7 protein-coding genes are annotated in these 14,240 nt (G+C 68.6%); 5 read left to right on the top strand and 2 right to left on the bottom strand.

The features are described from left to right. The first annotated feature begins 12 nt into the window (after nt 1-12). The 4 genes from AC1DRO_RS12805 to AC1DRO_RS12790 are packed head-to-tail and all read left to right on the top strand — an operon-like array spanning nt 13 to nt 8,402. Nucleotides 13-657, top strand: a complete 645-nt coding sequence (locus AC1DRO_RS12805) for a CpaB family protein (RefSeq protein ID WP_476951082.1) — start codon at nt 13-15, stop codon at nt 655-657. Next, nucleotides 654-1,973 (top strand): CpaE/TadZ family protein, encoded by a 1,320-nt coding sequence (locus AC1DRO_RS12800; protein WP_476951081.1) that lies wholly within the window; start codon nt 654-656, stop codon nt 1,971-1,973. Before AC1DRO_RS12805 ends, AC1DRO_RS12800 begins: the two co-directional genes overlap by 4 nt. 57 nt (nt 1,974-2,030) lie before the next feature. Next, on the top strand, nt 2,031-6,896 hold the full coding sequence (locus tag AC1DRO_RS12795) for an NAD-glutamate dehydrogenase (RefSeq protein ID WP_476951080.1): 4,866 nt from the start codon (nt 2,031-2,033) through the stop codon (nt 6,894-6,896). 36 nt (nt 6,897-6,932) lie between these two features. Beyond that, nucleotides 6,933-8,402 (top strand): sensor histidine kinase, encoded by a 1,470-nt coding sequence (locus AC1DRO_RS12790; protein ID WP_079552959.1) that lies wholly within the window; start codon nt 6,933-6,935, stop codon nt 8,400-8,402. A 124-nt stretch (nt 8,403-8,526) separates the two neighbouring features. Here the strand turns inward: AC1DRO_RS12790 and AC1DRO_RS12785 are convergent, their stop codons facing one another. Next, nucleotides 8,527-8,775 (bottom strand): WhiB family transcriptional regulator, encoded by a 249-nt coding sequence (locus AC1DRO_RS12785; protein WP_003804966.1) that lies wholly within the window; start codon nt 8,773-8,775, stop codon nt 8,527-8,529. Between the two features lie 404 nt (nt 8,776-9,179). Here AC1DRO_RS12785 and AC1DRO_RS12780 point away from each other — a divergent pair, with 404 nt between their 5' ends. Continuing rightward, the gene (locus AC1DRO_RS12780) at nt 9,180-9,575 is read left to right on the top strand and encodes a hypothetical protein (RefSeq protein WP_028276013.1); all 396 of its coding nucleotides are present in this window, start codon (nt 9,180-9,182) and stop codon (nt 9,573-9,575) included. Here the strand turns inward: AC1DRO_RS12780 and AC1DRO_RS12775 are convergent. Beyond that, on the bottom strand, nt 9,543-13,982 hold the full coding sequence (locus AC1DRO_RS12775; RefSeq protein ID WP_476951079.1) for an FtsK/SpoIIIE domain-containing protein: 4,440 nt from the start codon (nt 13,980-13,982) through the stop codon (nt 9,543-9,545). The genes AC1DRO_RS12780 and AC1DRO_RS12775 overlap by 33 nt on opposite strands. Between the last annotated feature and the right edge of the window lie 258 nt (nt 13,983-14,240).

The raw sequence follows: 14,240 nt of genomic DNA, 5'->3' as shown, positions 1-14,240 counted from the left end.
GGGAGCGGACGCATGAGTGGAAGCGCGGCAGCCGAAGGGACCCGTTTGAAAAGGCCGTCCTGGAAAGACCCCCGGCTCCTCGTCGGAATCCTGCTGGTCCTGGCATCCGTCGTTGGCGTGATCTCGCTGGTCGGGGCCGCGGACCAGACCACGGAAGCGTACGCAGCGCGGGAGCCGATCGCCGTCGGCGAGACGCTGACAACCGACAAGCTGCACCGGGTCAAGGTGCGGCTCGGCGAGGTGGAACAGCACTACCTGACCCCGGAGACCGGGCTGGATGCCGGACTTGTGGCCGTGCAGCGGATCGGCAAGGACCAGCTGCTGCCGCGTGAGAGTGTCGGGCAGCTCGACGGGCTGGACCGCAAGCCCGTTGCCGTCACCGTCGAGGAGACCCTTCCCGCCCAGGCCGTGGCGGGCTCGCGCGTGGATGTCTGGGTGGCGTTGCCGGATACCCGCAACGGCTTCAGCGAGCCCTCCCGGCTCCTCTCCGGCGCCGAAATTGCCCAGATCACCCCGGGCAGCACAGCCCTGGGCTCCTCACGTTCCACGGTGGTCATGGTGCTCGTTCCCGACGCCCAGATGCCCAAGTTGCTGGGGGCCCAGGCCAACAAAGCAAAGATCGCGGTCGTGTGGAACCCGGGCGGTACCTCGCGATGAGCATTCCTGTGGTGACTGTGGGGGACTCCCGCGATGACCTGGTCGGCGGACTGGAGCGGCTGCACGGGCCCGTGTCCGTTGTCCGGCGGTGCAGCGAGCTGGCGGAACTGCTGGCCGCCTGCCAGAGCGGGTTGGCCCGCGCCGCCGTCGTAGCGGCCGGCAGCGAAGAGCTGACGGCCTCGCTGGTGGACCGGCTGTCCGCCGTCGGCGTCGTCGTCATCGCCTTGACCGACAATCCGGAGGAAACTGTCCGCCTGCGGACCATTGGCGTGGCAGCGGAAGCCCGGGCCGTTGACGCCGCGGCCCTGGCGGCGCGGATTTCCGCAGCGGTGGCGCAGCTCAGTGGCACCGGAGCGGGGCCGGGGCCGGCCGCGGGGGACGGCACCGCGTCCGTCGCCGCCGCAGGGCAGGTGCCGCGGTCTTCCGGGGCGCACACCGTCACCGCAAGCCCAGGCGCGAAGGGCCGGATCATTGCGGTCTGGGGTCCGGCCGGGGCTCCGGGCCGGACCCTGGTGGCCGCCAACATCTCGGGTGAGCTGGCCGCGGAAGGCCAATCCGTGCTGCTGGTCGACGCCGACAGCTACGGTGCCAGCGTGGCCGCCCTCCTGGGTCTGCTTGACGAGGCCGCCGGGCTGGCCCAGGCCTGCCGGCTGGCTGACCAGGGCCTGCTTGACGCCGATGCCCTGCTCAGGATCGCCACGACCGTGCCGACCAAGGCCGGCGCGCTGCGGGTGCTCACCGGGATTACGCGGGCGGACCGCTGGACGGAACTGCGCGCCGCGGCCCTCACGCTGGTGCTGGAGCGGGCCCGGGAGATTGCGGATGTCACTGTGGTGGACACTGGCTTCTGCCTCGAAGCCGATGACGAGCTCGGCTTTGACAGTGGCGCGCCGCGCCGAAACGCCGCGACCCTGCGAAGCCTGGAGCTGGCCGACACCGTCTTTGCCGTCGGGGCGGCGGACTCCATCGGGGTGCCGAGGCTCGTCCGCGGCCTCGCCGAGCTTCGGGCGGCCGTCCCGCAGGCGGCGCCGCAAGTGGTCCTGAACAAGGTCAGGACCTCCGCCGCTGGGCGCTCGCCCGAACGCCAGCTGCGGGCCGCCTGGGAGCGGTACGGCCCCTCGGCGCCGTTGTCGGCGTTCCTGCCCTCCGACCCAGCGGCGAGCGACGCCGCCCTCCTGTCCGGGGCACTTTTGCTCGAATCCGCCCCTGAATCAGAGTTGAGGCACGCGATCGCCAATTTGGTTTGTGCACCTGCCCAGCGAAATAAGAAATCCTTTGTCTTTTATTCCACAGCACGACGCCGGGCAAAGGGTTAGGGTCAACGTAAGGGCCGCAAAGAGGCGGCTGTGAACTTCTTTTATGGAGGCGTTTCGATGTCGTCTGGGTCCAGCGTGGAGGATCAGCCCGTCTCGATCGGTAGCAGCGAAAGCTACCTCGGGGATTACTACGAGCACCTCGCGGAGGAGGATTTCCGGGCCTATCCCCAGGAAGTCCTGACGGCAAGGACCGAAACCCACCGCCAGATCGCGGCGACGCGGAAGCCCGGCATCGCAAACATAGCCCTTCGTGACGAGGCAGACTGCAGCGTCCTGTACATCGTCACCGACGATATGCCCTTCCTCGTGGACTCCGTCAACGCCGAACTGGTCCGCCAGAACGCGCCCATCCACCTCGTGCTGCACCCGCTTTTCGTAGTGACCCGCAACCGGGAGACCGGCAACCTCGTCAAGGTGGCCCGCGTCCCCTCCCACCTGGGCATCTCCAGCGGTGACACGGCGGCCATGCCGAACCTCTCCCACCTGATCGCCGAGGGCGACAACGCCTCGCACATGGAATCCTGGATCGCCGTCGAGATCGACCTCGTCGACGAGGAGAAGCGCGCGGAGCTGGTCAAGGGAATCTCCCGCGTGCTTGGCGACGTCCGCGCCGCCGTCGAAGACTGGCCGAAGATGCGCACGAAAGCACTTGAAATTTCCGCGGATCTGGACCGGGTGGCCAACCGGGCGCAGATTGCCGAGCTGCGCCAGGCCCAGGACCTGCTCCGCTGGCTCGATGACGGGAACTTCACCTTCCTCGGCTACCGCGAATACGACCTCGTAAACGAATCCGGCGAGGATGTCCTTGAACTGCGCGAGGAAAGCGGCCTCGGCCTGCTCCGCGCCGGTGCGGACACCCGCCAGGTCCAGCACCTCACCGAGGCCGGCCGGAAGAAGGCCCGCGAGAAGCGCGCACTCGTGATCACGAAGGCGAACTCCCGCTCCACCGTGCACCGCCCGGCGTACCTGGACTACATCGGCGTTAAAAGCTTCGACGCCGCCGGCAACGTCAACGGCGAACGCCGCTTCATCGGCCTGTTCGCCACGACCGCCTACGCCGGTTCCGTCCGCGATATCCCTGTAGTCCGGGAGAAAGTCGCCGCTGTTCTCAGCGACGCCGGCTTCCCGCCGGACTCGCACTCGGGCAAGGACCTGCTGGGCATCCTTGAAACCTATCCGCGCGATGAGCTCTTCCAGATCGAAATCCCGGACCTCGCCGCCATCGCCACCGGCATCCAGCGGCTGCAGGAACGCCGCCGGACGAGGCTCTTCCTCCGCCCCGACATCTACGGCCGCTTCATGTCCGCCGTCGTCTACCTGCCCCGCGACCGCTACACCACCAACGTCCGTCTCCGCATTGAGCAGGAACTGCGGGAGACCTTCAACGCCGTCTCCATCGACTACGAGGCGCGCATGACAGAGTCCGCTCTGGCCCGCCTCTTCTTCCGGATCCGGCTGCCCAAGGACGCCGACGTCAGCAACGTCAACAGCGACGAACTGGAGAAGCGCCTGGTCCGGGCCGCCCGTTCCTGGGGCGAAGGCATTTCCGAAGTTCTGCGCGCCCGCGGCGACGGCGGCACCAAGGAGGACGGCGCCAAGGAACTGGCAGCGGTCTGGGCCGAGGCGTTCCCGGCCGGATACCGGGTGGACTACGAGATCGAAGACGCGCTGCAGGACATCGACCGCTTCGAAAAGTACGGTGCCGCGGCCGAACGGGCCGGCGAAGCCGTCAAGGAGCACCCCGGCGTCCACGTGTACCTCCCCGACGGCGCCGGAGCCACACTGGAAGAGGACGCCCGGGTCAAGCTGTACATGCTGGAGCCGAAGAGCCTGAGCCAGATCCTGCCGTACTTCCACAACCTCGGCCTCGAGGTTCTGGACGAACGCCCGTTCGAGATCGAGACCGCGGATCACCGGGACTTCTTCCTCTACGACCTCGGCCTCAAGTACCCCGCCGGTGTGGATCCCCAGGCCACCGGCCAGCTGCTGGGCGAGTTCTTCGGCGCCGCCGTGACCGGTGCCGTGGAATCCGACAGCTTCGACCGGCTGGTACTGCGGGAGGGCATGCACTGGCGCCAGGTTGTCGTACTGCGCGCTTACGCCAAGTACATGCGGCAAATGGGCAACACCAACTCCTTCGGATTCCTGGCTGACACCCTGCTGGCGAACCCGGACGTCACCCGGGGACTCAGCGCCCTGTTCACAGCGCGGTTCGACCCGGCGCTCAGCGACTCCGACCGCGTGCTCAGGGAGGTCGAGGTCCTCGCCGGACTGGATGCAGCGATCGAGCAGGTCGCGACCCTCGACGCCGACCGCCTGCTGCGCACGTTCAAGAACCTGATCCAGGCCACGCTCCGCACGAACTACTTCCAGAACAAGCCCCACCTGAGCTTCAAACTGGATCCGTCCCTGATCGAGGGCCTGCCCTTCCCGCGGCCGATGTTCGAGATCTGGGTCTACTCGCCCCGGGTCGAGGGGGTGCACCTGCGCTTTGGCAAGGTGGCCCGCGGCGGCCTGCGCTGGTCGGACCGGCGCGAGGACTTCCGCACTGAAATCCTGGGCCTGGTGAAGGCGCAGACCGTCAAGAACGCCGTCATTGTTCCGACGGGCGCCAAGGGCGGCTTCTACGCCAAGCAGCTCCCGGACCCCGCGGCAGACCGCAGCGCCTGGATGGCCGAAGGTGTTGAGAGCTACAAAACGTTCATTCGCGGACTCCTGGACATCACGGACAACCTGATCGTGACGCCCGAGGGCGAAACCGTCCGGCCCCCGGCCGACGTCGTGCGCCATGATGACGACGATTCCTACCTTGTGGTCGCGGCCGACAAGGGTACGGCGTCCTTCTCCGACATCGCCAACGGACTGGCCGGCGAATACGGCTTCTGGCTCGGCGACGCCTTCGCCTCCGGCGGCTCCGTCGGCTACGACCACAAGGCCATGGGCATCACCGCCCGCGGCGCGTGGGAGTCGGTCAAGCGCCACTTCAGCGAACTGGACCTCGACACCCAGGCCGAGCCCTTCACCGTGGTGGGCGTCGGCGACATGTCCGGCGACGTGTTCGGCAACGGCATGCTGCTTTCCAAGCACATCCGCCTGCTGGCTGCCTTCGACCACCGGCACATCTTCCTCGACCCCACCCCTAACGAGGCAACGTCCTACGCGGAACGCCAGCGGCTCTTCGAACTGCCCCGGTCCTCCTGGGATGACTACGACAAGTCGCTCATCAGCGAAGGCGGCGGCGTCTTTGCCCGGCAGGCCAAGTCGATCCCCGTGTCCGCGCAGGTCCGGACCGCCCTCGGCCTCCCGGAGGGCACCACGGAACTGAGCCCGCCGGAGCTCCTGCGCGCCATCCTCCTCGCCCCGGCCGACCTGCTCTACAACGGCGGCATCGGCACCTACGTCAAGGCCAGCACCGAAACGAATGCCGAGGTCGGCGACAAGGCCAATGACGCCATCCGCGTTGACGGCCGCGAACTGCGGGTCAAGGTGGTTGGGGAAGGCGGAAACCTGGGGATGACCCAGCGCGGACGCATCGAGGCCGCACTGCAGGGCGTCATCCTCAACACGGATGCGATCGACAACTCGGCCGGCGTCGACTGCTCGGACCACGAGGTCAACATCAAGATCTTCGTGGACCGGATGGTGGCGGCAGGCAAGCTTGAGCCCGCCGAGCGTGCGGACTTCCTGGCCTCTATGACCGACGAGGTCGGCCGGCTGGTGCTCGAGGACAACATCGACCAGAACATCCTGCTCCTCAACGACCGGATGCGGGTCTCCGAATGGAGCCCGAGCTACGAACGGCTCATGGACTGGCTGGAAAAGTCGGCGGACCTCAAGCGGGACCTCGAGGCCCTGCCCACCACGGACACGCTGCGCGAGCGCCTGCAACAGGGCCAGGGGCTGACCTCCCCGGAACTGTCGGTCCTGGCCGCCTACGCCAAGATCGAACTTGCCACCGCTTTGCGCGACAGCGACCTCGCCGATGACCCGTGGTTCCGCACGACGCTGCGGGCCTACTTCCCGGAGCAGCTGCGGGAGAGGTTCGACGCCGAACTGGACACCCACCCGCTGCGCCGGGAGATCATCGCGACCGTGGTTGCCAACGACATGATCAACCTCGGCGGCATCACCTTCGCGTTCCGTGCCATCGAGGAGACCTCGGCCACGGAGGCCGCCGTCGCCAAGGCGTTCGTGGCCCTCCGCGAGGTCTACGAGCTCGACATCATGGTCAAGGAACTCAACGAACTGCCGGCGTCGTTCCCGACCGAACACTGGAGCACCGTCCACCTGGACATCCGGCGGCTGCTGGACCGCGCCGTCCGGTGGCTCCTCGGCCAAGGCTCGGCGTCCCGTCCGATCGCCGAGATCGTGGCCGAATTCAAGCCGCTGATGGACCCCATGCGGTCCCGGCTGCTCGACTACCTCCGGGGCGACGACCGCGCCCGCGTGGCCGAATGGCTGGAGAAGGCGCGCAGCTGGGACCTTCCGGAAGACCTGGCACACCGCTGGGCGGAACTGTTCGAGAGCTTCGTGCTCCTGGACATCGCCAAGATCGTCCACGGCAGCAAGGAATCCGTGGCCGATATTGCCCACGTGTACTACACGGTCTTCAACCGCTTCCATGCAGATTCCCTGCTCGAACGCATCACCAAGCTGCCGAGGGAGGACCGCTGGCAGGCTCTGGCCCGCGCAGCCCTGCGCGATGATCTCTACTCCACCGTCTCGGACATGACGACGGCCGTGCTGGAGTGCACCCCGGCCGGGACTCCCGCCGAGGAGCGTCTTGCGGTCTGGGAGGGCCAGAACGCGGAGCAGCTGGGCCGGGCGAAGTCAATGTTTGACGAGGTCAATGCGCTCGAAGCCGATGACATGGCCTCACTGTCGGTAGCATTGAGGCTCTTGAGGTCAATCGTCCGACGCTAAGGGGCTGCCGTCCCTGGCGTCGCAAATGGAGGTGCTGTGGCAATCTTTACGGACCCAATCAGGGAACATGCTGATTTTGGCCCGGGGGATGCCGAATGGCTGCATCTCCTGGTCGGCGACTGGCAGATGGTCGCCGACCTCGCGTTCGCCGACCTGGCCCTGTGGTTTCCACACCCGGAGTTCGGCTACGTGGCACTGGCCCACGTCCGCCCCTCCACCACGCACACGGTGTTCCACGCCGACTTCGTGGGGGAGGGGATCCGGTCGGACCTGCAGCCGCTGGTCGACAAGGCGTGGGAGAGCCGAGCGATTGAACGCTCCAACGAGACCAACTGGAGCAGCGACATGGCCCTGCGGGTCGAGGCGGTCCCGATGGTCCGCAACGGCCGTACCCTGGCGATCGTGACCTCCCATATGGACCTGTCGAGTTCGCGGATGCCCTCCCGGCTCGAGCTCACCTACCGGCAATGCGCCTACGATTTGCTGCGCATGGGAACCCTGGGCCTGTGGCCGGACTTCGCGTCGCCCACAGGCTCGCGCCGCGGAGCGCCCCGTGTGGGTGACGGTTTGATCAGGCTCGACGCCGAGGGGATCGTGCAGTATGCCAGCCCCAACGGGGTCTCCGCGTTCCGCCGCCTCGGCGACGGCGAGTCCCTCGAGGGCCGGTCCCTCGCCGAGGTCACTGCCGGGCTTCTGCGGGACCGGCGCATGGTCGATGAAACCCTGCCGCTCGTTGTCACGGGCCGGATGCCGTGGCGCAGTGAAATCGAGTCACGCGGCGTGAGTCTTTCGTTGCGCGCGATCCCGCTGCGCGACGAGCAGCAGCGGTTCGGCGCCCTGGTCCTGTGCCGCGACGTCTCGGAGCTGCGCCGCCGGGAGATGGAGCTGGTCACCAAGGACGCCACGATCCGCGAAATCCACCACCGGGTGAAGAACAACCTGCAGACTGTCGCCGCCCTCTTGCGGATGCAGTCGCGGCGCATGGTCAGCGACGAGGCCAAACAGGGGCTCGAGCAGGCCATGCGGCGGGTGGCGACCATTGCCCTCGTGCATGAGACGCTCTCGCAGGGCCTGACCCAGAGCGTTGATTTTGACGAGCTCATCGGCCGCCAGTTCCGGCTCTCTGCCGAGGTCGCCTCGCCCTCGCAGCAGGTTAAGACCCAGCGTTCCGGCCTCTTCGGCGAACTGCCGAGCGACTTCGCCACGCCCTTGGCCCTGGTCATCAACGAGCTGGTCACGAACGCCGTCGAGCACGGGCTGGAGGGGCGCACCGGTACGGTCTGGCTCGTCGCCGACCGGTCGGAGAGCGAGGACGGGGATGAACTTCTCACCGTGACGGTGGAGGACGACGGCGTCGGACTGCCGGACACGCCGTATGTCGAGGGTCTGGGCCTGCAGATTGTCCGCACGCTGGTCATGAGTGAACTCGGTGGCACCATCCATTGGCAGGGAAGGGACGGCGGGGGAACCGCGGTCCAGATTGTCCTGAGCCTGACGCCGCGCTGACAGCCTGACTCCGGGCGCACCGGCTTAAACGGGCAATGGCCGCGGACCTGTGGGTCCGCGGCCATTGCTGCAGGGTCGTGCGATCGTTGCCGGCACCGTAGCTATCGGTGCTTGGGCAGCAGAATCAGGAGGCGCGCCTTGCCCGTGCTGCGCGGCGCTTGAGGGCGCGGCGCTCGTCCTCGCTCATGCCGCCCCACACTCCGGCATCCTGGCCGGACTCCAATGCCCATTGCAGGCAGGTGTCCACGACCGGGCAGCGCCGGCAAACACTTTTCGCTTCCTCGATCTGCAGGAGGGCAGGGCCGGTGTTTCCTACGGGGAAGAACAGCTCCGGGTCCTTGTCAAGGCAGGCTGCGCGGTTACGCCAATCCATGCTGATCAGTCACTCCATTCCTGGGAACTCGTTAAATGCCTTTGTGAAATTATTCACTAGAGGCTTCATAAGAAAAGGGCCCATTGGGGCCCCCTCGGTCATCTGGATTAAGCGTGTCATGTTAACGCTGTGTAAACAAGGGGTAATAGAGGCCAAGATGCCTCGAGACCGTGAGCGATGCATCACATTCAGTGGCGGCGTCCTCACATCTAGTCGACTATGTCCGGTAGTGTGCCAGTGTGTCAAGGCCCCCTGTGAACCCTGAAGATCCCCGTGAAAATGCCGGCGGAAACCCCGGTGAGAATCCCCGCGAAAACCCCGGTGAGAGTCTCCCTGAAAATGCCGGCGGGCCTCTTGAAGCAAATTCGCTGCCGAATCCGGGCGAAGCCCCTGCCGGTGGCCCTGTGCGGCCTCGGGGAATTGTTGTCATCGCCGTGGTCGTGGCACTGGAAGCCACGGCGTTGCTCGTGGCGGCCGTCTGGTACGGGACCCAGCTTCTGACCGGGGCGCCGGTACTCTCTTTTTGGGGTGCCGTCTTTACGCTCTGCCTGCTGCTGGCCTTCTCGGTGTGGCTCTTTGCCGTCGCCCGCTTCCTGTTGCGGGGGTTCCGCTGGCCGCGGGCCGGTGCCTTGGTGGCCCAAATCTTCGTGCTGACCATTGGCTTCCCCACCCTGACCGGCGGCTATCCGTTGGCCGGACTGGCCATGCTGGTCCCCGCTGTGACGGCGATCGTGCTTCTTTTCGACAAGCGGGTCATAGCGTTCGCCTCACGGGCAGCCGGAGCCCCTCCCGCCCTGTAGAGGTCTGTCCCGTGCGGCGTGCCGCCCGGGGGAGATGTGGTCCGGGCCGCCGTCTGCGCGGAGGAGTTCCGGCCGGACGGCCGGGCGGAGCGCAGCCAGCTGGACCGGCGTCGCGCAACCGTCGGAAATGACGACGGCGCGTCCCGGCGGAGGACTGGGCTCCGGTTCGAACCGGACCCCGAATGGCTCACTGTCCATGAGCCCTCGCGGACGTATCAGGACCGCCCGCCCCTGGCCGCGCGCGATGGCAGCGAGATCCACCCGTTGCCCAAAGCCCGGACCAAATCCCGCGGTGAGAATCACCCTCCAACCCAGGCTGTTCAGGGACGCCAAGGCCCTGTTGGCCTCGGGTGAGAGCAGATCGGCGTCGTCCGCGAGCGCAATCGCTGTCCGGTCCAAGGTGCCCGCGAGCGCGCTGGCGTGGAGCCCGGACCAGTACTGGCCGGAAGCGGTTCCCCGCGGCGGCGCGAGCCAGGCGCAAGCAGGGTTCATCCCCGGCAGCGCAGCCAGCAGCGTGCTTTTTCCCGAGCCTGGGCCGCCGAGGACCGCGAGAACGCCGCCGGAGGGCAACTGAATCCCCTGCGGCCGCAGTTCGTCGCCTCCGACCCCGAGGACCAAAGCAACCGCCGGGACCGGGACATCCGCCGGGCCGGGCATGGCGCCGGGCGCGGCAGCAGGTGCCGGAATCCTCCGCCCTGGACCGGAGCCGCACCGGGCCAGCACCTCGTCCACGGTCACCGACCCGGGCAGCGCGTCCACCCGGAAGGGCCTCGTCGACACGGCCCCACTCGTGGGACGCGGCCCGCCCGCGGCCGCTGGTTCGAACAGCTGGGCCGCATGCCCGGTCGCCAGAGGCGTGGGAACAAAGGCGCCGAACACGGCCACGCGGCCGGGGACCGGCTCCAGCGCCGGAAGCCGCGGCCATGCAAGGCGGCCTTCGTCGGTAGACCCTAAAGGGAAGAAAATCCGGTTGGGCAGGCCAGCGAAGAACCTCGCGGTCACCAGCTCACGCCCGCCCGAGAGGAGGACAGTGATCCCTGCCCGGGAACCGTCCCGCACGATGTCATTAACGAGGTCTTCTGCCCAGGCCAGCGGCCCGGACCGGAATGCCGAAACCCAGGCGCCCCAGCCGCTGACCACCAGAACCAGCCCGGGCCGCGCCCGGCCCGCAGGCGCACCCAGCCGTGACGTGGCTTCTTCGGCGACCCGCCGCAGCACCTTGGCAGCCCGGCGCACTTCGTGCAGGCCGGCTACGGCGCCGACCCGGGATTCCGCTGCGGCGCCGCTGAAAGCGCTGGCGGCGTCAAGTATGTACAGGTGCGACTCCACAGCGCCGGCCAGAAGCTGATCAACTGCGAGGGCCAAAACTGGGTCCCCGGCGCCGGTTTCAGCGCCGATAAGGCCCAGATGCCCATGCCCGGCGGGACTCCAGCCCAGCTCCGTGACGCGTTGGAGTTCCGGCAGGTCCACCCGGCCCAGCCTGACCATGTCCCGCCCGGCGTGCCCGGAACCTGGGTGCGGCAGCAGGGCGGGCAGCGGATCTGCCACCGGCCGGCGGGGCGTTCGTGCGCCGAGACCCTGCCACACGGCCGCAGCGGCGTCGATCAGCGCCGCCGCCCCATGTGCCGGAGCCAAGGCCGGAGTCAGGGCCGGAGCCGGAAGCGGTGCCAGGGCCGCGCCGTCGTCTGCTTCGCGTCCGGCGGAGCCGTCGGACCGGAAACCGGCGGCTGCCGGTGGCCGGGTCAGCTCGTCCGTGGCCGTGCGAACCGTGACCGTCCCGGGTGACCGCGGGTCGGCCCGGGGCGTCAGGGTGGCCGTCTGGAATTCCTCCGGAGCTTGCGCACCGCGGATCAGGAATGCCCGCCCGGGGCGTGCGATGGGAATCGCGGCCGCGAGCCCGGAGCCCATCACGTCATAGGATTCGGGGCCGGACTGGACCCGGAGCGCGATGCATGTGGTGACGTTGGCCCTGATGTCGGCGTTCAGGGCTCCTTGCGGGCGCTGGGTGGCCATGATGAGGTGTATCCCCAGTGACCGGCCGATGGCGGCAATTCTCATAAGCTCGGCGAGGGCGCCGGGCGCTTCGTCCACCAGGATCCTGAACTCGTCAACGATGATGACCAGAGAGGGGACTGGCGGTCCGGCGGCCGGTGACGCCTCGTAGGCCGCGAGATCCGGGGCATTGGCCCGGGCGAGCAGTTCCTCCCTCCTGCGGACCTCGGCCCGCAGGGAAACCAATGTGCGCTCCACCTGCGCAGCGCCCAGATCGGTCAGCATGCCGACGCAGTGCGGGAGGCCGGTGAGCGGGCCCAAGCCGGAGCCGCCCTTGAAATCTATGAAGAGCAGGTTGACCCGGTCCGGCGGATGGCTGGCCGCGAGGCCGGCGGCAAGAGTCCGCAAGAACTCCGACTTTCCGGAACCCGTGGTCCCCGCGACCAGGAAGTGTGGACCGTCAGCCTTCAGGTCGATCCGCACGGCACCCCGGACCGCTGCGCCGACGGGCGTATCCAGCCCGGCCTCCGCGCCGCTCCGGGACCAGCGCCGGGAGATGTCCTGTGCAGCGAGGGGAAGGACGTCGGACAGGCTGCAATGATGCGGGATGGCTGGCGGGGGAGTCGCCGGCGTACGCCGTGCGGCACTGAACCCACGGCAAAAGCGGTCAAAGACCTCGGCCGGGACCAGATCCGGCACGAAGTCCACGGGCGGGGACCCAGGCCTGATCAGGGCGCCGCGCCGGCCGAGGACAATGCCAGGGTGTACGCCGGAACCGGGCTCCGGCGAGCACTCGATCACCCTCCATCCGTGCGCCGCCGCCATTGCCCTGAATGGCGGGCCGGCTCCAGCAGCGCCCGGACCGGGCGCGGCACCTGACTGCGCCGGAGTGTTCCAAAGAATGAGGACACCGCGGTCGAATCCCCCGCCCGGACCCGGAGGACCGCCGGGACCGCCGGGACCGCCGGGACCCGGAGGACGGCCGGGACCGCCGGGACCCGGAGGACGGCCGGGACCGCCTGGATCGCCGGGACTGCCGGGAGCGGTGTGACCGGCGGCCAGCACGGCCGCAGTGGTGGCGTCATTGGCGGACAGTGTGACGCCGGGCAGGAAGCGCGCCGGCAACGGCACCGTGTCCGCCGGGCCATGCAGCAGCAGTCGGGTGCTGGCCGCCAGGGGATAGGCGGCCAGTTGCAGGATGAACGAGCGCATCAGTCCGGCCGTCGCGGGCGCGGGGCCGTGGACGGTCACCACCGCCGGGACCGGGTCCAAGGTCAGGGGCACCTGGCCCAGCGGCGGTAGCCGAAAGCCGGCGTCGGGTGGTTCGGGCCGGATATTCGCGCTCTGTTCCGCCAGCCCGAGCCGCAGGCAGATGTCCGGCGGCTCCCCGCCAGGCGCACTGGCTGCCGGGGGCACCGCAGCCGCGCAACCAATGGTCAGGTCAGCCGCGGAAGGTGCGGCGTGCCGGCGTCGTTCCCTGTCCTGCAGGGCGGCCTCCGCCACAGCGGCCTGGAACTCGCGGCGCTGGCGGCGGCCCGAAAGGAACGTGACCAGGACGGACACCCCAGAGACTGCGGTGAAGGCCAGGAACATCCACATGCCGGTGAGAAATGCCAGGCCGACGCCGACCAGAAGCGGCAGCACCGCGGCCAGCGCCATGGCGGCCCGGTGGCCTGGGGCGGCGGTGCCGCGGACAACCAGCGGCGCGGCAACGCTGGAGCCTGCCAGCAACGTCACGGCGTCGGGGGCAGCACGAGGCACGCCCGATGGCCCGAGCCGAAGCGAGATAGTGGAGTCGCCGCAGCGGATCGAGGACGCCGTGGTCACCGGGGCCGTTCGCACGCTCCGGCCATCGACGCTGGTGCCGTTTGCACTGCCGAGGTCCATGATCGTGACGTCCGAGTCCGCCACGTCCAGGCGCGCGTGCTCCCGGGAGAGCTCGGCGTCAGGGATCACGACCTCGGTGCCGGCGCGTCCGATCCGGAACCTTCCCCGCCGCAGGGCGACCAGCGTGCCCGCGCCGGGACCGCTGTCCACGGCGAGCAGCAACGTGGCAGTGTGCCGTTGGCCCGGCCCGGAGCGGAATGCCGCGCCCGATCCCGTCACGAGCCCAGCACCCTCAACCAGCCCGGCACCTTCAACCAGCGCAGCACCTTCAACCAGCCCGGCACCTTCAACCAGCACAGCACCCTGGACCAGGGGAGGCACGCCAACGGTCATGGCGGCGACCGGCGCTCCCCGGACCGACAGCTCACCGGTCCCGTAGCGCCGGGCGACGGCAGCCTCCAGGTCCGCGCCCGGGCACGTGTCGGGGACCTCGACGGACAGCTCAATGAGCTGCCCGTCCGGCGTCGTGCCGGCTGCGGGGGCGCACTGCATCAGGCTGCTGGGCGCGAGAGTGCAGTGGTAAATCATCCGCGGCATCCTTTCCGAGCGGGCGTCCGGTTCCACGGGTCCTGTTCCACGGGTCCGATTCCACAATAGGGAGGCTCCGGCCCGGCAGCGCCAGGGAAAATGATCCATGTGGAAAACGCTTCGGAGCGGCGCCGCTGCCCCCGCCATGCGGGGATCCCGGACCCGGGATGGGGGTGGCATCTGATCGCGGGGCCAGCCGCGATTCGCCGGTACCCACAGGGTCTCAGGTAGGCTGGACCAGCAGACAATGCACAACAT

Source organism: Arthrobacter sp. P4_F11, from assembly GCF_056401395.1.
Note: the sequence above shows the minus strand (reverse complement) of the source record. Positions and strands in the feature narration are given on the sequence as shown.